Annotated in this window: 19 protein-coding genes and 1 riboswitch; all 19 genes read left to right on the top strand. The window is 64.5% G+C overall.

Annotated elements, in window-relative coordinates:
- Nucleotides 1-6: 6 nt before the first annotated feature.
- The 19 genes from urtA (at nt 7) to J2W49_RS20125 (ending at nt 24,376) form a co-directional block, all read left to right on the top strand.
- Complete coding sequence (gene urtA / locus J2W49_RS20215; protein WP_310320509.1) at nt 7-1,275, top strand: urea ABC transporter substrate-binding protein; 1,269 nt, start codon at nt 7-9, stop codon at nt 1,273-1,275.
- 185 nt (nt 1,276-1,460) lie between these two features.
- Nucleotides 1,461-2,375, top strand: coding sequence for an urea ABC transporter permease subunit UrtB (urtB, locus tag J2W49_RS20210; RefSeq protein ID WP_310320508.1), 915 nt, complete (start codon nt 1,461-1,463; stop codon nt 2,373-2,375).
- Between the two features lie 37 nt (nt 2,376-2,412).
- The gene (urtC, locus tag J2W49_RS20205) at nt 2,413-3,618 is read left to right on the top strand and encodes an urea ABC transporter permease subunit UrtC (RefSeq protein ID WP_310320506.1); all 1,206 of its coding nucleotides are present in this window, start codon (nt 2,413-2,415) and stop codon (nt 3,616-3,618) included.
- Nucleotides 3,619-3,636: 18 nt separating this feature from the next.
- Entirely contained in the window at nt 3,637-4,380 is a 744-nt protein-coding gene (gene urtD, locus J2W49_RS20200; RefSeq protein WP_310320505.1) for an urea ABC transporter ATP-binding protein UrtD, read from the top strand.
- A 148-nt stretch (nt 4,381-4,528) separates the two neighbouring features.
- Nucleotides 4,529-5,218, top strand: a complete 690-nt coding sequence (urtE, locus tag J2W49_RS20195; RefSeq protein ID WP_310320504.1) for an urea ABC transporter ATP-binding subunit UrtE — start codon at nt 4,529-4,531, stop codon at nt 5,216-5,218.
- Between the two features lie 36 nt (nt 5,219-5,254).
- Nucleotides 5,255-6,481 carry a formamidase gene (gene fmdA, locus J2W49_RS20190; RefSeq protein WP_310320502.1) on the top strand — a complete coding sequence of 409 codons (1,227 nt, stop codon included), beginning with the start codon at nt 5,255-5,257 and terminating at the stop codon, nt 6,479-6,481.
- Between the two features lie 7 nt (nt 6,482-6,488).
- Nucleotides 6,489-6,830 (top strand): FmdB family zinc ribbon protein, encoded by a 342-nt coding sequence (locus J2W49_RS20185; protein ID WP_310320500.1) that lies wholly within the window; start codon nt 6,489-6,491, stop codon nt 6,828-6,830.
- Nucleotides 6,831-6,846: 16 nt separating this feature from the next.
- A complete protein-coding gene (locus J2W49_RS20180) occupies nt 6,847-7,887 on the top strand; it encodes an aliphatic amidase (RefSeq protein WP_310320498.1) in 1,041 nt (346 codons plus the stop codon).
- 9 nt (nt 7,888-7,896) lie between these two features.
- Entirely contained in the window at nt 7,897-8,712 is an 816-nt protein-coding gene (locus tag J2W49_RS20175) for a CbbQ/NirQ/NorQ/GpvN family protein (RefSeq protein ID WP_310320496.1), read from the top strand.
- 4 nt (nt 8,713-8,716) lie between these two features.
- Nucleotides 8,717-10,330: a nitric oxide reductase activation protein NorD gene (locus tag J2W49_RS20170; RefSeq protein WP_310320494.1), complete on the top strand. Its 1,614-nt coding sequence runs from the start codon at nt 8,717-8,719 to the stop codon at nt 10,328-10,330.
- Nucleotides 10,331-10,350: 20 nt separating this feature from the next.
- Nucleotides 10,351-10,478, top strand: a riboswitch (S-adenosyl-L-homocysteine riboswitch).
- A 70-nt stretch (nt 10,479-10,548) separates the two neighbouring features.
- Entirely contained in the window at nt 10,549-13,245 is a 2,697-nt protein-coding gene (gene metH / locus J2W49_RS20165) for a methionine synthase (RefSeq protein WP_310320872.1), read from the top strand.
- A 154-nt stretch (nt 13,246-13,399) separates the two neighbouring features.
- Complete coding sequence (locus J2W49_RS20160; RefSeq protein WP_310320492.1) at nt 13,400-13,816, top strand: DUF2170 family protein; 417 nt, start codon at nt 13,400-13,402, stop codon at nt 13,814-13,816.
- A 21-nt stretch (nt 13,817-13,837) separates the two neighbouring features.
- Nucleotides 13,838-14,560, top strand: a complete 723-nt coding sequence (locus J2W49_RS20155) for a PspA/IM30 family protein (RefSeq protein ID WP_310320489.1) — start codon at nt 13,838-13,840, stop codon at nt 14,558-14,560.
- Nucleotides 14,560-14,892, top strand: coding sequence for a hypothetical protein (locus tag J2W49_RS20150; RefSeq protein WP_310320487.1), 333 nt, complete (start codon nt 14,560-14,562; stop codon nt 14,890-14,892). The genes J2W49_RS20155 and J2W49_RS20150 overlap by 1 nt, the downstream gene beginning before the upstream one ends.
- Nucleotides 14,893-14,965: 73 nt before the next feature.
- Nucleotides 14,966-15,601 (top strand): ubiquinone biosynthesis protein, encoded by a 636-nt coding sequence (locus tag J2W49_RS20145; protein WP_310320485.1) that lies wholly within the window; start codon nt 14,966-14,968, stop codon nt 15,599-15,601.
- 29 nt (nt 15,602-15,630) lie between these two features.
- Complete coding sequence (locus J2W49_RS20140) at nt 15,631-17,793, top strand: hypothetical protein (protein WP_310320483.1); 2,163 nt, start codon at nt 15,631-15,633, stop codon at nt 17,791-17,793.
- 49 nt (nt 17,794-17,842) lie between these two features.
- Complete coding sequence (locus J2W49_RS20135) at nt 17,843-18,388, top strand: TFIIB-type zinc ribbon-containing protein (RefSeq protein WP_310320481.1); 546 nt, start codon at nt 17,843-17,845, stop codon at nt 18,386-18,388.
- A gap of 22 nt (nt 18,389-18,410) precedes the next feature.
- Complete coding sequence (locus tag J2W49_RS20130) at nt 18,411-23,663, top strand: DNA repair ATPase (RefSeq protein ID WP_310320479.1); 5,253 nt, start codon at nt 18,411-18,413, stop codon at nt 23,661-23,663.
- The gene (locus tag J2W49_RS20125; protein ID WP_310320477.1) at nt 23,660-24,376 is read left to right on the top strand and encodes a phospholipase D-like domain-containing protein; all 717 of its coding nucleotides are present in this window, start codon (nt 23,660-23,662) and stop codon (nt 24,374-24,376) included. The genes J2W49_RS20130 and J2W49_RS20125 overlap by 4 nt, the downstream gene beginning before the upstream one ends.
- Nucleotides 24,377-24,416: the final 40 nt, after the last annotated feature.

Raw genomic sequence — 24,416 nt, 5'->3', positions numbered from 1 at the left:
TCATTCATGAAGCACCTCTCCGATCCGAACGCTGCCACCCCTGAAACCCCGGAAGCGAGCCGGCGCCGGGTGTTGCAGATGCTGGGCGTCGCCGGCCTGGCCGGCCTGCCCACCTGGAGCTTTGGCCAACCCACCGCGCAGGTCAACACCACCAAGCTCGCCATCACCGACACCGAAGTCACCGTGGGCCAGCTGCACTCGTCCACCGGCACCATGGCCATTTCGGAAACCGGCTCCATTCAGGCCGAACAGCTGGCCATCGACGAGATCAACGCCATGGGCGGCATCCTGGGCCGCAAGATCAAGGTGATCAAGGAAGACGGTGCCTCCGACTGGCCCACCTTTGCTGAGAAGTCCAAGAAACTGCTGATCAACGACCGCTGTGCCGCCGTGTTCGGTTGCTGGACGTCAGCCTCGCGCAAGGCCGTGCTGCCGGTGTTTGAAAAAGAGAACGGCCTGCTGTATTACCCCACCTTCTATGAAGGCCTGGAGCAGTCCAAGAACGTGATCTACACCGGCCAGGAAGCCACGCAGCAGATCCTCTACAGCCTGGACTGGGCGCAAAAGGAGAAGAAAGCCAAGACCTTCTTCCTGATCGGCTCCGACTACATCTGGCCGCGCACCTCGATGAAGATTGCGCGCAAGCACATCGAGAGCTTCCAGAAGGGCAAGGTGGTGGGGGAGGAGTACTACCCGCTGGGCAGCACCAACTTCGGCTCGCTGATGAACAAGATCAAGTTGCAGAAGCCGGATTGCATCTTCGCTGCCGTGGTGGGTGGTTCCAACGTGGCCTTCTACAAGGCGCTCAAGGCCGCCGGCATCACCGGCGACAAGCAGCTGCTGGTGACGCTGTCGGTGACCGAAGACGAAATGACCGGTGTGGGCGGTGAGAACTTCAAGGGCTTCTACTCGTCGATGAAGTACTTCCAGTCGCTGGACAACGAGAACAACAAGAAGTTCGTGGCCGCCTTCAAGGCCAAGTACGGCAAGGACGCCGTGATCGGCGACGTGACGCAGGCGGGTTACCTCGGCCCCTGGTTGTGGAAGGCCGCGGTGGAGAAGGCGCAGAGCTTCGATGTGGACAAGGTGGTGGCTGCTTCACGCACCGGCATCGAGCTCAAGACGGCGCCCGAAGGCTACGTGAAGCTGGATGAGAACCATCACCTGTGGAGCAAGTCGCGCATCGCCATGGGCATGCCGGACGCGACGTTCAAGGTGGTTTCGGAATCGCCTGACCTGATCAAGCCTGATCCGTTCCCCAAAGGCTATCAATAAGCCCACCCCCGTCGCTTGCTCACTGCGTGTAGCCGCATCCCCCCTCAAGGGGGCGGCGCTGGCGGGCCGGCAGAGCCGGACCCGCGGCGTCCTGGGGTGGCCTCGCGGCGCTCGCCACTGCAGACGGCGCTCTGGCGCCGGGTCCCTACCGCACCCCATTCACTCTGCCTTTTCGGAGTCGCATCATGAGTTTCAACGACCTGCTCAACATCGGCCTGATGCAGGGCTTCGCGGGGCTGAGCCTGTTTGCGGTGCTGCTGCTTATGGGGCTGGGCCTGGCGATCATCTTCGGGCAGATGGGCGTGATCAACATGGCGCATGGGGAGTTCATGACCATCGGCGCCTACACCATCTTCCTCGGTTCCACGCTGGCCGAATCGATCAGCCCAGGCGTGGTCGCCGCGTACTTTCCGTTTGCCATCGTGGCCGCCTTTCTGTTCGCGTTCGCGGCTGGCTGGCTGGTGGAGTGGGCGCTGATCCGCCACCTGTACAAGCGCCCGCTGGACACGCTGCTCGCCACCTGGGGCATCAGCCTGGCGATGCAGCAGTGCTTTCGCACCTTCATTGGCCCTAAGGAAGTGAGCCCCACCTTGCCGGACTGGCTGCTGGGTTCCTGGGCGCCTGCCGAAGGGCTGGACATTCCCATCAACGGCATGTTCGTGCTGGGGCTCACGGCCCTGGTCACGGGCGGCGTGCTGATCGCGCTGCACAAAAGCCGCTGGGGCCTGCGCGTGCGGGCCACCGTGAGCAACCGCGTGATGGCCAATGCCACCGGCATCGACACCAAAAAGACCGACCGGCTCACTTTTGCCATTGGTTGCGGCATTGCCGGTGTGGCCGGCGCGGCTTTCACCACCATCGGCTCCACCGGTCCCACCTCGGGCTCGCTCTACATCGTCGACGCCTTCCTGGTTGTCACCTTCGGAGGCGCGGCCAGTCTGCTGGGCACGGTGGTCTCGGCCTTCGGCATTGCACAGACGCAATCCATCACCGAGTTCTTCCTGTCGGGCTCGATGGCCAAGATGCTCACGCTCTCGCTGATCGTGCTGATCCTGATGGTGCGGCCACAGGGCTTGTTCGCTTCCAAAGTCCGCCGATGAACCGCCTCACCTTGAACCTGCACCCTGGAGCAACGTCATGAACGCCCTGAAAGCCTGGATCCTTCGCTACCAGCTCGCCAGCCTGGTGCTGCTCACGGTGCTGCTGGCCGTGGTGCTGCCGCTCTCGCTCGACATCTTCCGGTTGAACCTGGTTGGCAAGTACCTGACCTACGCGTTCGTGGCCATCGGCCTGGTGATGCTCTGGGGGTATGGCGGTGTGCTCAGCCTGGGGCAGGGGGTGTTCTTCGGGCTGGGGGGCTACGCCATGGCGATGTTCCTCAAGCTGGAGGCCTCAGACCCGGAGACCACCAAAATCCAGTCCACCCCCGGCATTCCCGACTTCATGGACTGGAACCAGATCACCGAGCTGCCGGCGTTCTGGGTACCGTTCAAGAGCTTTCCCCTGGCACTCGCAGCTGTGATCGTGGTGCCCACGCTGCTGGCCTTCATCATCAGCTTCGCGATGTTCAAGCGGCGCGTGGGCGGGGTGTATTTCGCCATCATCACGCAGGCGGTGGCCCTGATTCTCACCGTGCTCATCATCGGCCAGCAGGGCTTCACGGGTGGCGTGAACGGCATGACCGACCTCAAGACCTTGCTGGGCTGGGACACGCGCACCGACAGCGCCAAATACATCCTCTACTACATCTGCGTGGGTATGCTGGTGTTGTCCATCGTGGTGTGCCGCTGGATCCAGACCAGCAAGCTGGGCACCCTGCTGCTGGCCATGCGTGACAAGGAAGACCGCGTGCGCTTTTCAGGCTACGACGTGGCTGATTTCCGCATCTTCGTGTTCTGCCTGGCGGCCGCGCTCTCGGGCATCGGCGGTGCGCTGTTCACGCTTCAGGTGGGCTTCATGTCACCGAGTTTTGTGGGCATCGTGCCTTCGATCGAGATGGTGATCTATGCGGCGGTGGGTGGGCGCATGAGCCTGGTCGGCGCGGTGTACGGCGCACTGATCGTCAACGCCGGCAAGACGTTTTTCTCCGAGAGCTTCCCTGACCTCTGGCTGTTCCTGATGGCTGGCCTGTTCATCGGGGTGACCATGGCCTTCCCCATGGGTCTGGCCGGTTTGTGGGAGGAACGCATCGTGCCGTGGTGGAAGGGCCGTCAGGCGGCCTTGCGTGAAGCTGCTGCCGCACGCCCGCAACCTCCCTCGCCCCCACCGCATGCGCCCATGGCGAAGCAGACAACCTCGACCCCGGTGACGCTGCCTGAAGGCGCCAGCGGCCAGAGCGTGTAAGTCAACGAGAGACACCAGATGAGCAACACAGACTTCGCCCTCTCCGTGGAAGACCTCACCGTTTCCTTTGACGGTTTCAAGGCCATCGACGCCCTCACGCTTTACATCGACAAGAACGAGCTGCGCGTGATCATCGGCCCCAACGGTGCGGGCAAGACCACGCTGCTGGACCTGATCTGCGGCAAGACCAAGGCCAGCGCCGGCAGCATCAAGTTCAAGAACGAAGAAATCATCCAGGTGCCCGAACACAAGCGCGTGCGCAAAGGTATCGGCCGCAAGTTCCAGACGCCCTCGATCTACGAGAACCTTTCCGTGTTCCAGAACCTGGAGGTGTCTTACCCCTCAGGCCGTTCGGTGTGGGGCGCGCTGGCTTTCACCGCCACGGAGGAAATCAAGGCCCGTGTGCAGTCGGTGGCCGAAGACATCGGCCTGGGCGACAAGCTGGAAACAGAAGCCGGTCTGCTCTCGCACGGGCAGAAGCAGTGGCTGGAGATCGGCATGTTGCTGATGCAGGAGCCCGAGTTGCTGATGCTCGATGAGCCCATCGCCGGCATGAGCGCGCGCGAGCGCGATCTCACCGCCGAACTGTTGCACCGAATCTGCCAGAACCGCGCCGTGATCGTGATCGAACACGACATGGACTTCGTCAAGAAGATCGCGCACAAGGTCACGGTGATGCACCAGGGAAAGATCCTCGCCGAGGGTCCCATGGATCAAGTTCAAGCCGACCCCAAGGTCATCGACGTGTATTTGGGGCACTGACATGAAGCACCCCCTGCGCCGCTTCGCGTCTTCCCCCTCTCTCGCCTTCGGCGGGAGGGGGACGGCACCAGAGGCCCGGCAAAGCCGGTTCCTCGGTGCCTCTGGAATCATCCCGCGCGCCGACGCGAGTTTCGAGTAAGGAGTTCGTATGCTGAAAGTCAAGGACCTCGTCGTCGCCTATGGCCAGAGCCAGGCACTTCACGGCATCTCGTTTGAGGCGCGCGAGAACGAGTGCGTGGCCATCATGGGGCGCAACGGCATGGGCAAGACCACGCTGTTCAAGAGCCTGATCGGCGTGCTGCCGGTGAAGAGCGGACACATCTCCATCGCGGGCCAGGAGGTGTCGACACTGGAGAGCTACCAGCGTGTGGCCAAGGGCATTGCGTACGTGCCGCAGGGGCGCATGATTTTCCCCACGCTCACGGTGGAAGAGAACATCCAGACCGGGCTGGAAAACGCCAAAGACAAGACCGTTCCCGAAGAAATCTATGCGCTGTTTCCCGTGCTGTGGGACATGCGCCGGCGCAAGGGCGGCAACCTTTCGGGCGGACAGCAACAGCAGCTGGCGATCGCGCGCGCGCTGGTCACCGACCCCAAGGTGCTGCTGCTCGACGAGCCCACCGAAGGCATCCAGCCTTCGATCATCAAGGACATCGCCAAGGCGCTCAACGAGATCCGCAAGATGCGCAAGATCACCATCGTGGTCTCCGAGCAGGTGCTCTCGTTCGCCATGGACGTGGCCGACCGGCTGTTCGTGATTGAAGGCGGCCGTCTGGTACACGAGACCGAGCGCAGCGACACCGACCTGCAGCACATCAAGTCCTACCTGTCCGTCTGATTCCACTCACCCTTCCACCCCTGCAAGGAGCACACCATGGCCGAAACGCTGATCAAGGTCGACCTCACGAAGTCACCACTGGAGAACGAAAACATCCACAACCGCTGGCACCCCGACATTCCCATGGCCTGCTGGGTCAAGCCGGGCGATGAGTTCATCCTGGAAACTTTCGACTGGACGGGCGGATTCATCAAGAACAACGACAGCGCCGATGACGTGCGCGACATCGACCTGAGCACGGTGCATTACCTCAGCGGCCCGGTGGGCGTGAAGGGTGCCGAGCCGGGCGACCTGCTGGTGGTTGATCTGCTCGACATCGGCGCCAAGGACGACAGCCTCTGGGGCTTCAACGGCTTCTTCAGCAAGAAGAACGGCGGCGGCTTCCTGACCGAACATTTCCCGCAGGCACAGAAGTCGATCTGGGACTTCCACGGCATGTTCACCAGTTCGCGCCACGTGCCTGGCGTGAAGTACGCGGGCCTGATCCACCCCGGCCTGATCGGCTGCCTGCCCGACCCCAAGATGTTGGAAATGTGGAACACGCGCGAGCAGGCGCTGATCGACTCCGACCCCGCCACCAGCGGTCTCGCCAACCCGCCGTTTTCCGCCACCGCCCACATGGGCAAGATGACCGGCGCCGCACGCGACAAGGCCGCCGCCGAAGGCGCCCGCACCGTGCCGCCGCGCGAGCACGGCGGCAACTGCGACATCAAGGACCTGTCGCGCGGTGCCAAGGTGTTTTTCCCGGTGTACGTGGAAGGCGCGGGTCTGAGTGTGGGCGACCTGCACTTCAGCCAGGGCGACGGCGAGATCACCTTCTGCGGCGCCATTGAAATGGCCGGCTGGGTGCACATGAAGGTCACGCTCATCAAGGGCGGCATGGCCAAATACGGCATCAAGAACCCGATCTTCAAACCCAGCCCCATCACGCCCACCTACAACGACTACATCATCTTTGAAGGCATCAGCGTCGACGAGAGTGGCAAGCAGTACTACCTGGACGTGAACGTGGCCTACCGCCAGGCCTGCCTGAACGCTATCGAATACCTGAAGAAGTTCGGCTACTCCGGCGCACAGGCTTACTCCATCCTGGGCACCGCCCCGGTGCAAGGCCACATCAGCGGTGTGGTCGACGTGCCCAACGCCTGCGCCACGCTGTGGCTGCCGACGCAGATCTTTGACTTCGACATCAACCCGAGCGCAGCTGGTCCGATGAAGCACCTCGATGGTTCGGTGGCAATGCCGCTCTCCCCGGATCTGTGAGTGCGCCATGCCCACCTACGACTACGCCTGCCCGGCCTGTGGTGGCTTCGACGCGTTCCGCCCCTTGAGCGAACGCAACGAGCCCGCCTCTTGCCCGGACTGCGGTGCCGCGTCAGCGCGCGTGTTCGTCACCGCGCCGCGCCTGGCGCTCATGGACGGCGGCACGCGCAGCGCCATGGGCATCAACGAGCGGGCGCGGCACGAGCCACAGCATTCGGGGAGCTACGCCCGCATGAAGCACCCGCCGGGTTGCGGCTGTTGTGGCACGGTGCGCAGCAAGGCGACCGTCACAGCGCCGAACGGCGCCAAAGCTTTCCCAAGCAAACGCCCCTGGATGATCAGTCACTGAAGAAGGAGCCCGAACCATGATGCATGGCGACATTTCGAGCAGCAAGGACACGGTCGGCGTGGCCGTGGTGAACTACAAGATGCCGCGGCTGCACACCAAGGCCGAGGTGCTGGACAACGCGCGCAAGATCGCCGACATGATCGTGGGTATGAAGTCCGGCCTGCCCGGCATGGACCTGGTGATCTTTCCCGAGTACAGCACGCACGGCATCATGTACGACGCGAAGGAGATGTACGACACGGCGTCCACCGTGCCTGGGGCCGAGACCGCCATCTTCGCCGAGGCCTGCCGAAAGGCGAAAGTGTGGGGCGTGTTCTCGCTCACCGGCGAGCAGCACGAAGAGCACCCGAACAAGGCCCCGTACAACACGCTCATCCTGATGAACGACCAGGGCGAGATCGTGCAGAAGTACCGCAAGATCATGCCCTGGGTGCCCATCGAAGGCTGGTACCCGGGCAACTGCACCTACGTGTCTGAAGGCCCCAAGGGACTGAAGATCAGCCTCATCATTTGCGACGATGGCAACTACCCCGAGATCTGGCGCGACTGCGCGATGAAGGGCGCCGAACTCATCGTGCGCTGTCAGGGCTACATGTACCCCGCGAAAGACCAGCAGGTGCTGATGGCCAAGGCCATGGCCTGGGCCAACAACAGCTATGTGGCCGTGGCCAATGCATCCGGCTTTGACGGTGTCTACAGCTACTTCGGCCATAGCGCCATCATCGGCTTCGACGGACGCACGCTCGGCGAGTGTGGCGAGGAGGACTACGGCATCCAATACGCCGCGCTGTCCACCAGTTTGATCCGCGACTTCCGCAAGAACGCACAGAGCGAGAACCATTTGTTCAAGCTGCTGCACCGCGGCTACACCGGCATGATCAACTCGCGCGAAGGCGACAAAGGTGCCGCCGCCTGCCCCTACGACTTCTACGCACGCTGGGTCAACGATCCCGAAGGCACGCAGAGGGCGGTGGAGGCCATCACGCGACCCATGGTGGGCACCGAAGAATGCCCTATCGAAGGTATACCGAACCCCGACACGGTGGGTCACCGCTGAAGCGCGGTGATGGCGGAGCAACAGGCCGACCCGCTGGCGGAATGGCGGTTGCGGCAGGAGCCGTACTACCAACCGGTGGGCCACGAGATCGCGGCTTTCGATGCTGCGCGCACAGCGCGCTTGCCACTTTTACTCAAGGGTCCAACGGGTTGTGGCAAGACGCGCTTCGTGGAGCACATGGCCTGGCGACTCCAGCTGCCATTGATCACCGTGGCCTGTCACGAGGACCTGAGTGCGAGCGACCTGGCCGGGCGCTGGTTGCTCGATGCACAAGGCACGCGCTGGATGGATGGCCCGCTGGCCCAGGCGGTGCGCCATGGTGGCCTGTGTTACCTCGACGAGTTCATGGAGGCCCGCGCGGACACCACTGTGCTGCTGCATCCCCTGGCCGACACGCGACGGGTGCTGTCGCTGGAGCGCTGCGGCGAACTGTTGCATGCGCACCCCGACTTCCAGCTCATCGTCAGCTACAACCCTGGCTACCAGGGCATTCATCGGGAGCTGAAGCCTTCAACGCGGCAGCGTTTTGTGGCGATGAATTTCGACTATCCAGACCCGCCCACAGAAACCGGCATCGTGCAGCGAGAGGGGCTGGCTTCATCTGAGCTGGCGGGGCAGTTGGTGCGATTCGCCGTGCGGACCCGGCACCTGCGCGATGAAGGCCTGGAAGAGGGGGCCTCCACCCGCATGCTGGTGCACGCCGCACTGCTGGCACGCGCCGGTCTCTCACCGCACGACGCGACCATGCAGGCCATTGCAGATCCGCTCAGCGACGACCCGGATGTGGGCGCCGTCTTGCGCGCCCTGGTCCTCGCGAGCTTCTGACGCCGTGGACACAGCGGTCCAGGTTCGTCGCGTGGCGCGAGCCCTGTGGGGTCAGGCCGTGCAGACCACCATCCAGACCGGCGTCCCGCGGACCGATGCCCGCACGGTTCTCACGTGGGATGCGCTCAATGAGCCTGTGATGCACTTGCCCGCGGGTGTTGGCCAATGCGTTGACCTGCCGTTGGCCATGGCGGCGCACGCGGCGGCCCATTTGCGTTTTGGGGGGGCGCCGCAACCCCGCACCGGACTCAAGCCTGTGCAACAGGCGCTGCTGGGTGTGCTGGAGGACGCCCGTGTGGAGTGGCTGGCGCTGCAGGAGCTGCCCGGCCTGCGGGCGGTGTGGTGGGCTTTCCATGCCGACGCGGCGGCACAGCGGGGCGCCGGTTTCGAAGACCTGCTCGCGCGCCTATCTGCGGGCCTGCTGTATCCCGCGCACGATGACCCGCACGCCTGGGTGGCACGCGTGCGGCGCATGTTCTATGAATCCGATGGATATTCGATTGCGCTTCGCACCCCCACCCAGGTGCGCGAGGCCGCTTCGGTCCTGGGCCACGACATCGGCCAGATGCGTCTGCCGTTCAACGCCCGCACGTACACCGTGCACGCGCGTTACCGCGACGACAACATCCACCTCTGGCTGCCGGACGATTCCCTTCCGCCTTCGGACATGCCGCTGCATGCCGATGCCCCGCCGCCCTCCCAGGGTCCGCCCGCAGCGCCGCCCGAGCAGGCTCTCACTGAACCCGACGCCGTGTATGCCGAGTGGGATCACCGCATCGGCCGCTACCGGCCGCGCTGGTGCAGTGTGTACGACGTTGCCGTGCCGCAGGGACCAACGGCCTGGCAACCAGGTGCGCTGGTCCCGGGTGAACGGAGTCTCGCATGGCGACTGGCGCGTATCGGGGGCGCCTTGCGGCGCGGCAGTGATCGGTCCATTGATGGCGATGAGCTGCATGCCGTGGCGCTGGTGGACTTTGCGTTGGACCATCGCGGCGGTCGCACGCCAGACCCTCGGGTCTACCACCGTCCATCGCGCCCATCGCCGCCGCTGGCTGTGCTGTTTTTGCTCGACGCATCGGCCTCCACTGCGATTCCAGGAGGGCGTGAGGGTGATCTGCTCGGGCGCATCCAGCACAGCGCCGCCACTGCGGCGCTCGCGCTGCAGCGGCTCGGTCACCGCAGCAGTCTGTGGTCCTTCTCCAGCCAGGGCCGGCACCGCATCGACATGCCTTGCCTCAAACCCTGGGACGGCGACCTGGCGGCCATGCCACGGTTGCGGGGAGGCGGCTCGACGCGGCTGGGGGCCGCGCTGCGCCATGCCTTGTACCTCAGCGTGCAGGACGAGCAACTGAATCCGGGCTGGCGGCGCGTGGTGGTGGTGCTGACCGATGGCGAACCGCACGATGTGGATGTGCACGACCCGGCCTACCTGACCGCCGACCTGCAGCGCGCCGCGCGCGAAGCGGCTCGCCGGGGCGTGGCGGTACGTGCCCTGGTATTCGAGCCAGGGGAAGGTGGGGCGCTCGTCTCCGCCCTGGGGCCGGATGGTGTGCGGCGTTGCAGGACGCAGGCCGATCTGCCCAGGGCCCTGACGCAGCTGCTCACGGCCTCCGGCTGAACGAACAGCTAAAATCACCCCCTCTCAAGGAGCGCTGCAGCGCCGGGCCCGATGTTTCCATCGCGCGCACCCGGTGTCAGGCTTGAGGGGGAACCCCGGTTCCTGGCCCCGCACACCGTGCCGGGTCACCCAACGGCGCTCACCAGTTTTTGTCAGCCCCTCTGGTGAGCCTCATGTCAGATACCGTTTCTTCCGTCCCGTCCACTCCCGTGCCGCCCATGCTGCTCTCTGGCCTGGAGCCGCTGCGCATTGGCGAAGGCAGCCTGTTCGTCAACGTGGGCGAGCGCACCAACGTCACCGGCTCCAAGGCCTTCGCCCGCATGATCCTCAACGGCGAGTACGAGCAGGCCCTGGCCGTGGCGCGCCAGCAGGTGGAAAACGGCGCCCAGATCATCGACATCAACATGGACGAGGCGATGCTGGACAGCCAGGCCGCCATGGTGAAGTTCCTGAACCTGATCGCTGGCGAGCCCGACATCGCCCGTGTGCCGGTGATGGTGGACAGCTCCAAGTGGGAGGTGATCGAGGCCGGCCTGCGCTGTGTGCAGGGCAAGGGCGTGGTGAACTCCATCAGCATGAAAGAAGGCCTGGACGAGTTCAAGCGGCAGGCCAGGTTGGTCAAGCGCTATGGTGCGGCTGCGGTGGTGATGGCCTTCGACGAAAAAGGCCAGGCTGATACCTACGAGCGCAAGATCGAGATCTGCGAGCGTGCCTACCGTGTGCTGGTGGACGAGGTGGGTTTCCCGCCGGAAGACATCATCTTCGACCCCAACATTTTTGCCATCGCCACCGGCATCGAAGAGCACAACAACTACGCGGTCGACTTCATCAACGCCACGCGCTGGATCAAGCAGAACCTGCCCGGCGCCAAGGTGAGCGGCGGTGTGTCCAACGTGAGCTTCAGCTTCCGCGGCAACGACCCGGTGCGCGAAGCCATCCACACCGTGTTCCTGTACCACGCCATTCAGGCTGGCATGGACATGGGCATCGTCAACGCCGGCATGGTGGGCGTGTACGACGAACTGGAGCCCGAGCTGCGCGAGCGTGTGGAAGACGTGGTGCTGAACCGCCGACCCGATGCCGGGGAACGCCTGGTCGACGTGGCCGAAAACGCCAAGGGCGCGGCCAAGGACGACAGCAAGCGCAACGAGTGGCGTGGCCTGCCGATCCGCGAGCGGCTGACGCACGCGCTGGTGCGCGGCATGAACGAGTTCATCACCGAAGACACCGAAGAAATGTGGCGCCTGATCGAAGCCGACGGTGGGCGCCCCCTGCACGTGATCGAAGGCCCGCTGATGGACGGCATGAACGTGGTCGGCGACCTGTTCGGCCAGGGCAAGATGTTCCTGCCGCAGGTGGTGAAAAGCGCGCGCGTGATGAAGCAGGCCGTGGCCCATCTGCTGCCCTACATCGAAGCCGAGAAGCTGGCCATGCAGGCCGCAGGCGGCGACGTGAAACCCAAGGGCAAGATCGTGATCGCCACGGTGAAGGGCGACGTGCACGACATCGGCAAGAACATCGTCACCGTGGTGCTCCAGTGCAACAACTTTGAAGTGGTGAACATGGGCGTGATGGTGCCCTGCCACGAGATCCTGGCCAAGGCCAAGGAAGAGGGCGCCGACATCGTGGGCCTCTCGGGTTTGATCACGCCCAGCCTGGAAGAGATGCAGTACGTGGCCGGCGAAATGGAGAAGGACGCGCATTTCCGCGAGACGCAGATCCCGCTACTCATCGGCGGCGCCACCTGCAGCCGCGTGCACACCGCCGTGAAGATCGCGCCGCATTACAGCGGCCCCGTGGTTTATGTGCCCGATGCCTCGCGCAGCGTGAGCGTGGCGCAAAGCCTGATCGGCGACAGCCGGGTGAAGTACATCGCCGAACTCAACGCCGACTACGACAAGGTGCGCACCCAGCACGCCAACAAGAAGCAGGTGACGCTTTGGCCGCTGGAGAAGGCGCGTGCGAACAAGTCGCCGATCGACTGGACCTCGTTCGCGCCACCGAAGCCCAAGTTCATCGGCAAGCGCGTGTTCAAGAACTTCGACCTGAACGAGATCGCCAAATACATCGACTGGGGCCCGTTCTTCCAGACCTGGGACCTGGCCGGCCCCTACCCCGCCATCCTGGACGACGAGATCGTGGGCGAGCAGGCGCGCAAGGTGTTTGCCGACGGGCAGGCCATGCTGAAGAAGATCATCGACAACCGTTGGCTGTCGGCCAATGGCGTGATCGGCCTGTACCCGGCCAACACCGTGAACGACGACGACATCACGCTCTACACCGACGAGACCCGCAGTACGGTGGCACTGACCTGGCACGGCCTGCGCCAGCAGACCGAGAAGCAGGAGATCGATGGCGTGATGCGCCCCAGCCGCTGCCTCGCCGACTTCGTGGCACCCCAGGGTGTGGCCGATGATTACGTGGGCCTGTTCGCTGTGACCGCCGGCCTGGGGGTGGAGAAAAAGGAAAAACAATTCCTCGATGCGCACGACGACTACTCGGCCATCATGTTCAAGTCGCTCGCCGACCGCCTGGCCGAAGCCTTTGCCGAATGCCTGCACCAGCGCGTGCGCACCGACCTCTGGGGCTACGCCGCCGACGAGGCGCTCAGCAACGACGAGCTCATCAAGGAAAAGTACCAGGGCATCCGCCCGGCACCCGGTTACCCCGCCTGCCCGGACCACAGCGTCAAGCGCGCCATGTTCGAGCTGCTGCAATGCCAGGACATCGGCATGACGCTCACCGAAAGCCTGGCCATGTCACCGGCCGCGAGCGTGAGCGGCTTCTACCTGAGCCACCCGGAAAGCACCTACTTCAACGTCGGCAAGATTGGCGAGGATCAGGCGCAGGACCTCGCCAGGCGCAGCGGTGTGCCGCAAAACGAATTGCAGCGCTGGTTGGCACCCATCCTTTAGCCCACGCTGTGCCAGGGAACCTGGCTGGGCCAGAAACGGGTTGGGAAATATTCCCCAGGCCGAGCCACCACCTGTAATGAAAAGTTGCTTGACATGATATGTCGAGCAACCTATGCTCGCGCCCATCACACCACCAAACAAGGAGAGAGGGGCGATGAAAACACTGCTCGAACAGCTCAAGAGCCTGGACGTGCTGACCGCTGAAGCCATGGGGGGCGCGATGGTCCAGCTGCAACCCATTCCCGGCGATGTCCCCGTGGTTCAGGTGGCCATCGATGGCCGGCAGGAACTGCCGATCTTCGTCACCAGCACCGACAGCCAGATCCTGTGCATCTGCTACCTCTGGTCCGACGACGAAGTGCTGCCGGAACGCCGCACCGACCTGCTGCAAACCCTGCTTGACCTGAACCCGTCGGTGCCCCTGTCTGCCTTTGGCCGGGTAGGCAACCGCTTTGTGCTGATTGGCGCCTTGAGCAATGACGCTCGTGTGGAGGACATCGCCCATGAGGTGGCGGTTCTCAGCGACAACGCGCTCGACGCCCTGACGGCGCTGCAGGAATTTTTGAAATAACGCTCACCACTGGAGGAAGCCATGTCTGTGATCAAGAAGATGATGACCCTGTTGCACGGCAGCGTGCGCGAGATCGGCGAGAGCGTGGTGGACGCCAACGCCACCCGCATCTATGAGCAGGAAATACTCGATGCCAAACAAAGCATCGTCAAGGCCAAGGACGACCTGGCCGGCGTGATGGCCAAGGAAATGCAGAGCGCGCGCGCACTCGAACGGGTGCAGGCAGACATCGCCCGCTACGAGGGCCTGGCCGTGGAGGCGCTGGACAAGGCGCAGGAATCGCTGGCTGAGGAAGTGGCGGGCAAGATCGCCGCGCTGGAAGTGGAGCTGCAGACCCAGAGCCAGGCCCACGCGGCCTACGCGGTGCAGGTCACGAGACTCAAGGATCTCATCAAGTCGGCCGAGACGCGCATCCGTGAACACGAGCGTGAAATCGGCGTGGCCAAGACCACCGAGAGCGTCTACCGCGCCACGCGCTCCATTTCTGAAAACATTGGCCAGGGCGGCAACAAGCTGGTGAGTGCGCGCGAATCGCTGGAACGCATCAAGGCGCGCCATGAAGATCTCGCCGACCGCATGACCGCCGCCGAACAACTGGACAACGAGTTTGGCCACGGCGCGCTGGAAAAGAAGCTGGCCTCAGCGGGCATTGGCGAGGAGTCGCGACGCCAGAGCGCCGTGATGGACCGCATCCGTGCCAAGCGTCAGGCGGCGGCACCCGACGCCGACAAAGGCGCCGGCTGATGGTCACGCGCAAGCCGGTTCGCTGGAGCGGATCGGACGCCGCGCTCAAGGCGGTGCAGGTGGCGTTCGATGTGGAAGAGGCGGTCATGGACGCGGTGAGAACCGCCGCGTTCGACAACCACCTTTCCACCTCGGACCAGATCCGGCACATCCTCAAGCTCGCAGTGTCCAAACGCCCCAAGCGTCCGAGGCTGACAGTCTCCCTCACCGCACAGGACTACGAGATCCTGGGTGAGCGATACGATCTGCCGCCGGAGGACCGGCTGGCGATCAAGGAGCGGGTCACGCAGGAGCTGGTCCGTTTTGCGACCCCGGCAAAGCCGGGGCGCTGAGAGATAAACAAAACACCGGGGGCGGTCAAAAGGGCCGTCACCTGGCGCATCAACAATCTGGAGGGAGGGGCAGATGGGCAATTTCTGGGATGCCGTGACCGCCTACCCCACAGCGGTCTTCACGGTCCTGCTGCTGGTGGTACTCGGGTATTGGTTGCTGGCCCTGCTGGGCCTGGTGGATTTCGATTCGCTCGGGGGTGACCTGGAGCTTGAGGTCCGGGGCGACATTGACGGGGTTGATCTGGGCACCGTGGCGGGGTACGTGGTGGCCATGGGGCTCAACGGGGTGCCGTTCTCCATCGTGGTCAGCTTGCTCGTGCTGGTGGCCTGGACGATCAGCAGTTTTGTTGGGCAATGGCTCATGCCGCTGATTCCCACGTGGCCCTTGCAACTGCTGGTGGGCACCGGTGTGCTGATCTTGAGCACGGCCGTCTCCATCCTAATCACGGCGCGGCTGATCCGGCCCATGCGCGGCCTGTTCGTTACCCACCAGGCACAGGCCAATGCCAGTCTGGTGGGCCGCACCTGCCGCGTGATGAGCCTGAGCGTCAACGAACGCCACGGCCACGCCGTGGTGGCCCAGCGTGGCGCCAACCTGAACATCCGGGTGCGGGCCGACACGCCGAACGCCCTCACCAAAGGCAGCACGGCCTACATCCTCGAATACGACGAGGGCACCGGCCGTTACCTTATTCGCTCCGAAGACTGAACCCACCTTCCCAAACACTACTACCCACCATGTACATCAACCTAGGAATTCCCATGGAGCAGATCCTCATCATTGCGGGCATCGTGTTCTTCTTCATCTTCAGTTTCTTCGTGATGTTCGCGAAGTTCTACAAGAAGATCGAACAGGGCCATGCGCTCATCATCAACACCCTGCGTGCAGAGCCCGAGGTGACCTTCACGGGGCGCATGGTCTACCCCATCATCCACAAGGCCGAGCTGATGGAAATCTCGGTCAAAACCATCGAGATCGACCGCTCAGGCAACGACGGCCTGATCTGCCGTGACAACATCCGGGCCGACATCAAGGTCAAGTTCTTTGTGCGGGTGAACAAGACCGCCGACGACGTGCTCAAGGTGGCGCAGGCCATCGGCTGCGACCGTGCGTCGAACCAGTCCACGCTGGAAGAACTGTTCTCGGCCAAGTTCTCCGAGGCGCTCAAGACCGTGGGCAAGTCCATGGACTTTGTGGAGCTTTACCAGGCGCGGGACCGTTTCCGCGACGACATCATCACGCAGATCGGCGACGACCTTTCCGGCTACGTGCTCGACGACGCTGCCATTGACTACCTTGAGCAGACGCCCCTGTCCAAGCTCGATGCCAACAACATCCTGGACGCCCAGGGCATCAAGAAGATCACCGAACTCACTGCCGCCGAGCATGTGCGCACCAACGAACTGCGCCGCAACGAAGAACTGCTGATCAAGAAGAAGAACGTGGAAACGCAGGAGTCGCTGCTGGAGCTGGAGCGCCAGGCTGCCGACGCGCAGGCGCGCCAGTCACGCGAAGTGGCCACGGTCAAGGCGCGCGAAGAAGCCGAAACCCTGAAGATCCAGGCCGAGGAAAAAACCAAGGCCGAACTGGCCCGTCTGCAGTCTGAGCAATTCATATCGGTGCAACAGGAAAACGTGCTGCGTGAAAAAGAAGTGGCTGAGAACAACCGCAAGCGCGCGGTGGCCATCGAAGAAGAGAAGGTCACCCGCGCACGCGAACTCGAAGTGGTCGACCGCGAGAAGGAAGTGACGCTGCAGAAGATCGAAAAGGACAAGGCGGTCGAGGTGCAGAAGAAGGCCATCGCCGACGTGATCCGCGAGCGCATCGTGGTCGAGCGCACCGTGGCCGAACAGGAAGAGGCAATCAAGGAACTGCGTGTGGTGGCCGAGGCCGACCGCACCAAACAGTCCACCGTGATCATGGCCGAAGGCCAGGCCGAAGAGAAGCTGATCCTGGAGGTCAAGGCGGCTGAGGCGCAGGAGCGCATGGCCCGCCACCGCGCAACCGAACAGATGACGCTGGCCGAGGCGAAACTGAAGGTTGCAGAGAAAGAAGCCGAAGCCAAGAAGCGCGAAGCCGAAGGTCTTGAGGCCATCACCGCTGCCCCCGGCCTGGCCGCCGCCAAGGTGACCATGGTCACCGCCGACGCGGTGGAGAAACAAGGCATGGCCGACGTGCACGTGCGTGCGGCCGGTGCCGACGCCACGCTCAAGGAAGGTCAGGCAGAGTCGCAGGTCATTGAACTGCGTTCCCAGGCCGAAGCCGTGGGTCTGCGTGCCAAGCTCGAAGCCGAAGCCGCTGGCAAGGAAAAGCTGGGTCTGGCCGACGTGCAGGTGCGCCTGGCCGAGGCCGACGCCGTGGTCAAGGCCGGTCAGGCCGATGCCGCCACCATCGAAGCCCGCTTCCATGCCGAAGCCGTGGGCCTGCGCGAGAAGTTCGACGCCATGAGTGCCATGAGCGGTGACACCCGGGCGCACGAGGAATTCCGCATGCAGCTGGAAAAGGCCCATGTGGAAACCGTCAAGGGCATCGACGCACAGACCTCGATCGCGCGCGAGCAGGCCGAGGTGCTGGGCACAGCCCTGGCCAACGCCAAGATCGACATCGTGGGCGGGCAGGGCGACTACTTCGACCGGTTTGTCGGCGCGCTGTCGGTGGGCAAGGGCATTGACGGTGTGGTGAACAAGAGCAAGACCCTGCAGGTGGCGTTCAAGGACCAGCTCGCCGGTGACCGCGACGTGGTGCCTGATCTGCAGAACCTGCTGGGTGCGCTGGGCAGCTCCAGCAGCGAACTGCAGAACCTGGGCTTGACCGCCTTGCTGGCCAAGGTGGCCAGCAACGGTGGTGATCCGCAAAACCCGGATGTGCAGAAGTTGCTCAATTCGCTGAAGAAACCTTGAGCCTGTCCAACTGCCGTCTTTAGGCTGACCCCCACACCGGAGACCCACCATGTCTGCCTCCTGGCATTGCTGCGCCTGCAGCCACCGCCCCGCCCTGTCTGAACAAGCCCTCTCCCCGGGGCTGCCTGCCCGGGAGTGTGCCGAATGCAACGGCCACTGGGTGTGTCTGGACGACCACCGCCGGTGGGTCGAAAGTGGCGCGCCGCAAGCCGAACCAGCCGAGCTGGTCGAACACTGGCTGCCCGATCTGGCCTCTCCCGCGCGGGCCTGTCCACAATGTGATCGCATCATGGAGCGCCTGCGCACCGGGCGCCAGCCCGATGTGCGCATCGATCGGTGTGTGCATTGTCACGCTGTCTGGCTCGATGGCGGCGAATGGGCTGCGCTGCAGTTCCACGAGGCGCGTCTGGATGAAGTGTTGTCCGACATGTGGCAGAGACAGCTCCGGGAAGCCGAGCAGCTGGAACGCAGGGAAGACTTGGTGCGCCAGCGCCATGGCGACGCTTGCATCGACGAGGTGTTGCGCATCCAGGCCTGGCTGCAGCAACAGGCAGAACCTGGCGTGGTGCTCAACTTGATCCGCAATGGTTGGTGAGCGGCCACAGCGAAAGACCGACATGTCCGAACAAGATTCCGTGGCGCCCGGCGCACCTGCCGGGGCCGATGCCGCCGAGCGCCTGGTGGCTGAAGGTGGCAGCTACGAGCTGCTCAAGAAGCGGTTGCAGACCCAGGGTGAACTGCTGCTGCAAAAAACCGGCGACCTGAACCAGGCCCGGGTAAGCGAGTTCGGCAAGGCCGAGCAAAGCCTGCTGCTGCGCACCCGTGCGCGCACAGAAAACAACTGCGTTGCGCGCGATCTGGTGCGCATCGGCGATGTGCTGCTGTTCGGCTACAACGTGTTCATAGGCCTGCGCAAGGAAACGGCGGTGAGCGATGTGTTCGCGCTGTACCGCATGGCCGAGCACGATGGCGCAGACGAGCTGGAAAGCGTGCCCCTGGCTGGCAGCTTCCTGGACGATCCGCGCTTCGTGGCCGACTTCCGCGAGCTGTATGCCTATTACAAGCAGGCCACGCTGCTGCAATTGCGCGTCACCCAGGACAAGCTGCTGGCAGCGTTCCAGATCGGGCAGCAACTGCACGACCTGCGGGTGTTCCGCTGGCTCATCGAGGCCGATGGCGAGGTGCGCTACCTCGACAACCGGGGCGAGCGCGACATGGCGCTGCCGCCCACGCACGACTTCGAATGGACCGTGGCCACGCGCGAGCACCATGTGGGCGGCAAGCACCCGCATATCAACGTGCTGGACACCGTGTTCGTGGAGACCACCGGGGGCGACCTCACGGTCAAGATCGAGAACAACACTGAAGTCGGGCTGGGCATCTACAGCGAACCGGTGGACGACCTGCACCAGTCCCTGGCCGATGCCGAGGTGGCATGGGCCCGGCTGGGGTTGTTGATCCTGCTGCGCATCAAGCCCTACCGCGAGACCGAGACCCGCTACCTGGTGTTCAACACCCGCACGCAGAAAGTCGAGCGCATCGACGCCATCGGCGTGTCCTGCGTGCAGCTGCCCGAAGACCACGGCATCATCTTTCCGGGCGGCACCTACCTGCAGTCGGGCGAGCTCAAGCGCTTTGACCTGCCGCCCGCACTCAGCAGCAGCTTGCGCTTCAAGCGGCTGCTGCGTTCACCCCAGGGCGAAGACGTGCTCTACGTGTTCTACCAGCCCGGCGGCGGCCACTATGTGCTGTTCACCTACAACCTGATCAACAAGACCCTGGCCGCGCCCATCGTCTCGCACGGTTACGCGCGCTTCCCTGACGGCCGCGTGCTGGTGTTCCTGGCCGACAGCGAAGAACCCACCCGCGTGCACCCCATGCAGCTTTGGCAGACCCCGTTTGCCAGCGAGGAATACGCCGCCACCCTGCCGCGTGGCACCGGTTTTTTTGCACGCGTGGGCAATGCCGAACTGGTGCGTGGCATTTCAGATCTGATGGGCGTGGCCCGTGCGGTGCAGGAGCAGGTGCCCACCCGCACAGCCTATGAAGACCTGATCCGCCAGTGCAAGCGCATCCACGACGCCTACTTCTGGCTGCAGGAGGCCGAAGCCCAAGGGGTGGGCGAAGTCCTGCAGACCATCGTGGACGGCTCGCGGCAGACCCTGGGTGAGTTCGAGAAGGTCGACAGCATCCGGCGCGACACCGCGCGCGCCTTGCAGCAGGCCGAAGGCGAACAGCGTGTGCTGCTGACCGACATCGCTAGCACGATCTGGCGCCGACCTGAAGATTTTGTGCTGGCGCTGGGTCGCCTGCGGGAACACCGGGGCCGCCTGCAGCCGCTGAAGGAACTGCGCTACGCCGACCTCGCCGAGCTCGACGCCATGGACGAAGCGCTGCAGGAACAGCAGCAGTTCGTGGGCCACCGGGCCATGCAGTTCCTGGCCGACGACAACGCCTTCGACAGCCACCGCGCTTTTCTCAAACAGGCGGCGGTCGACTTCGGACATGCCCACACCTCGCCCGCGCTGGGTCATCTGCTCGATCAACTGGACGAGCAGGCGGCCGGCCTGGACCTGCTCACCGAACAACTGGGCGGCCTGCCCGGTGGCGACGCGGTGGTGCGCACCGCCATTCTGGATCGCATCTCCGGTCTGTATGGCGAGATCAACCGCCTGCGGGCCGAAGCCCGCAGCCGCCGCCGCACCCTGGGCGCCACCGAGGCGGCGGCCGAATTTGGTGCGCAATTCAAGCTGTTCGGCCAGGCGGTGGAGAACGCACTCGAGTTCGCCGACACACCAGAGAAGTGCGACGAATCCCTCACCCGCCTGCTGGCCCAACTGGAAGAGCTCGAAGGCCGCTTTGCCGACCATGAGGTCTTCATCACCGATGTGGCCACCAAGCGCGAAGCCGTGGTGGACGCGTTTGCTGCGCGCCGCCAGGGCCTGGTGGAAGCCCGGCAGCGCCGTGCCCAGGCGATCGGCGAGGCCGCCGGCCGCATCCTTGACGGCATTCCACGGCGCATCGCCACCTTCACGGACGTGGCGCAGATCCACGCCTACTTCGCCGGTGACCCGCTGCTGGCCAAGCTGCGCCAGCTCACCGACGACTTGCGCGCACTGGGTGCCGAGGTGCAGGCCGACGACGTGGCCACGCGCCTGAAGACCTCACGCGATCAGGCTCTTCGCACGGTGCGAGACAAAGGCGACCTGGTCGCTGCCGACGGCAACACCCTGCGCTTCGGCCGCCACGCCTTCACCATCCAGCGCCAGCCGCTGGACCTTTCCCTGGTGCCCACACAGGGAGGCCTGTCGTTCCAGATCACCGGCACCGACTACCTGCAGCCGGTGGCCGACGCCCGGCTGGATGCCTTGCGTTCGCGATGGGACCAGGCCCTGGTGTCCGAGACGCCAGACATCAGCCGCGCCGAGTACCTCGCAGGTTCGGTGCTGCAGGCGGCGCTGCAGTCAGGGCAGGGCGCGCACTGGGCGGAGCTGGTGCGCAGCGCCACCGTCACGGCCGACGCTGCCGGCACAGAGGCCGCCAAGCCCTTGATCGAACACGTGCGCGCCTGGTCGGCCACGCGCTACCAGGAGGGCTATCAGAAAGGCGTGCACGACGAAGACGCCGCACGGCTGCTGGGCGCCCTGGTGCGCATGCAGGACGGCGCCGGCCTGCTCGCCTGGGGCCCCACTGAGCGCTCGCTGGCCCTGCTGTACTGGCAACACGACCGGCATGGTGAAGCGCGCGATGCCTTGCACCGCCGCGCACGTGCCGCCTGGCAGATCCAGCAACTCTTCGGCACCCAGGAAGCGCTGCGGGCGGTCGAGCGCGATGCGACCCTGGCGCTTGCGCGCTTCGAGCAGAGCTTTTTGCCCGACACCCAGACCGACACCGAACAAGCCCACACCCGCCACGTCCAGGCCGCCGCTTACCTGGTGCGCCAGCTGGCCCAGGAAGTGGGCGCCGAGCCCCAGTGGGTGGTGTCGGGCAACGCCGAAGACCTGGCACTGGCCATGCGCCGTGCGCTCGAGGCCACGCAGGCCTGGAGCGACTGGCAGCGCGACCTGGACGCCTGCCTGCCACCGGAGCGCTGGCGCATGGCGCGCGACTGGGTGCGCGCGTTCAGCCAGACGCGCATGCCCGAGGCACAAGGCTGGGTCGACGAAGCCGCCACCGTGTTGTGCCTGAACCTGCCGCGCCACCGCGTCAACGCCGACCTGCAAGCCCGCGTGGAAGGCCTGCTCAGCGAACACCCGCGCATGGAGCAGGGCGCGCTGATGCTCAACCTCAACGATTTCTGGCAACGCTTCCTGCATCACCAGAGCCAGGTGGTGCCCGCGTTCGAAGCCCTGCATCGGCTGCGTCACGAACTGGTGGTGCAGGAAAAGAAACGCCTGCACCTGACGCAGTTCCAGGCCAAGCCCTTGTCCACCTTCGTGCGCAACAAGCTCATCGACGAGGTCTACCTGCCCATGATCGGCAACAACCTCGCCAAGCAGATCGGCGCCGCTGGCGACGCCGCACGCACCGACCGCATGGGCCTGCTGCTGCTCATCTCCCCGCCCGGCTACGGCAAGACCACGCTCATGGAATACGTGGCCGACCGCCTGGGCATGGTGTTCGTGCGCATCAACTGCCCGGCGCTCGGGCACGACGTGGTGTCCATCGACCCCGCTTCTGCGCAGCACAGCGCAGCGCGCCAGGAACTGGAGAAGCTCAACCTCGGCCTGGCCATGGGCAACAACGTGATGCTGTACCTGGACGACATCCAGCACACCAACCCCGAGTTCCTGCAGAAGTTCATCGCCCTGGCCGACGGCACGCGGCGCATCGAGGGCGTGTGGGACGGTCAGCCGCGCAGCTATGACCTGCGAGGCAAGCGGTTCTCGCTGATCATGTCGGGCAACCCGTACACCGAGTCGGGCGACGTGTTCAAGATCCCCGACATGCTGGCCAACCGGGCCGACATCTACAACCTGGGCGACGTGCTCTTCGGGCGCGAAGCGCTGTTTGCCTTGTCGTACCTGGAGAACAGCCTCACGGCCAACCCGGTGCTGTTGCCCCTGTCGTCGCGTGAACCCAAGGACGTGCAGCTGCTGGTGCAGCGCGCGCAGGGACAGGAGGTGGCTTCCACCGCCTTCGCGCACCCCTACGGCGCGGCCGAGCTGGACGAGCTCACCGAGCTGTTCAAACGCCTGTTCCGGGCGCGCGATCTCTTGCTCAAGGTCAACCTCAGCTACATCGAATCGGCCGCACAGAAAGACGACTACCGCACCGAACCGGCGTTCAAGCTGCAGGGCAGCTACCGGAACATGACCAAGCTCGCGGGCCAGATCACGCCCCACATGCGCGACGACGAGCTGGATGCCCTGCTGCGTGACCACTACCGGGGCGAAGCCCAGACGCTGACCACCGGCGCCGAAGAAAACCTGCTCAAGCTCGCCCACCTGCTGGGCAGCCCCACGCCTGAGGAACGCAAGCGCTGGCGCGAGATCTGCGACGAGTTCGTGCGCCAGCGCAAACTCGGTGGCCAGGAAAGCGACCCCGGCACCCGCATCACCGCGGGCTTGCTGGATGTGGCGCGCGCTGTGGAATCCCTCAAGCGGGAAGACGAAGCGCCCGCCCCGCCGCCTGAGCCCACTGTCGGCCCATCTGAAGGCATGCGCCTGGCCGAAGCGGTGCTGGAGATCGCGGTGACCTACCGCAAGATCCTGCTGCCGCTGATCTCTGCCACCGAGCGCCGCCTGAAGATGGACAGCTCCATCCGGGGCGAAGTGGAGCGCGTGGCCAACCAGCTCGACACCCTCAAGGCCAAACAGGCGGCCTTGCGTGGTTCGACCGCCAAGAGTGGCGCCGAGCCGAAGGCATGAACCCATCGGAACAAACCCTTCGCTCCCTGCTGGAACAGCTGGAGCTCAGCCTGGCCGACAGCCGCCTGAGTGACGCTGAAAAGCGCGATCTGTCCCACACCCTGCGCGAGGCCTCGGTGCCGGAAGAAGGCCTGCGCCGCTTGCGCAACCAGGCCTTCGAGATGGTGCGTTCGCGCATGGACGAAACCAGCGAGGCGGATCCGCAAGCCTTGCTGCGCTGGGTCGAAGGCGTGGTGCGCCTGCTCGATGTGTCCCGTGGTGCCTCCGGCAGCTACCGTGCGCAGGCATGGTTCAGTCCGGGCCAGGACTGCCTGCGCGCCATACAGGGGCAACTGCGCGCCTGCCGCCAGCAAGCCGACATCTGCGTCTTCACACTTTCGGACGATCGCATCACTGATGAAGTGCTGGCTGCACATCGGCGAGGCGTGGCGGTGCGGCTGATCACCGACAACGAGAAGCTGTTCGACGATGGCAGCGATGTGCGTGCGCTGGCCCGTGCCGGTGTGGCGGTGCGGGTCGACAACACGGCCGCGCACATGCACCACAAGTTCGCCCTGTTCGACTGGCGCTGGTTGCTCAATGGCAGCTACAACTGGACCCGCAGCGCGGCCGAATACAACGAAGAAAACCTGGTGCTCTGCAACGATGCCAATTTGTTGCGCCAGTTTCAGGGTGCGTTCGAGACCATGTGGGCAGCTTTCGATCCATTGTGATCCTTGCACCTTGATGGGATCTTTTCCCATCGTCCGTGGG

This window comes from Hydrogenophaga palleronii (genome assembly GCF_031457455.1).
In the GTDB taxonomy this organism is placed as follows: domain Bacteria; phylum Pseudomonadota; class Gammaproteobacteria; order Burkholderiales; family Burkholderiaceae_C; genus Hydrogenophaga; species Hydrogenophaga palleronii_A.
The sequence above is the reverse complement of the archived record's forward strand: the minus strand, read 5'-3'. Positions and strand labels throughout refer to the sequence as shown.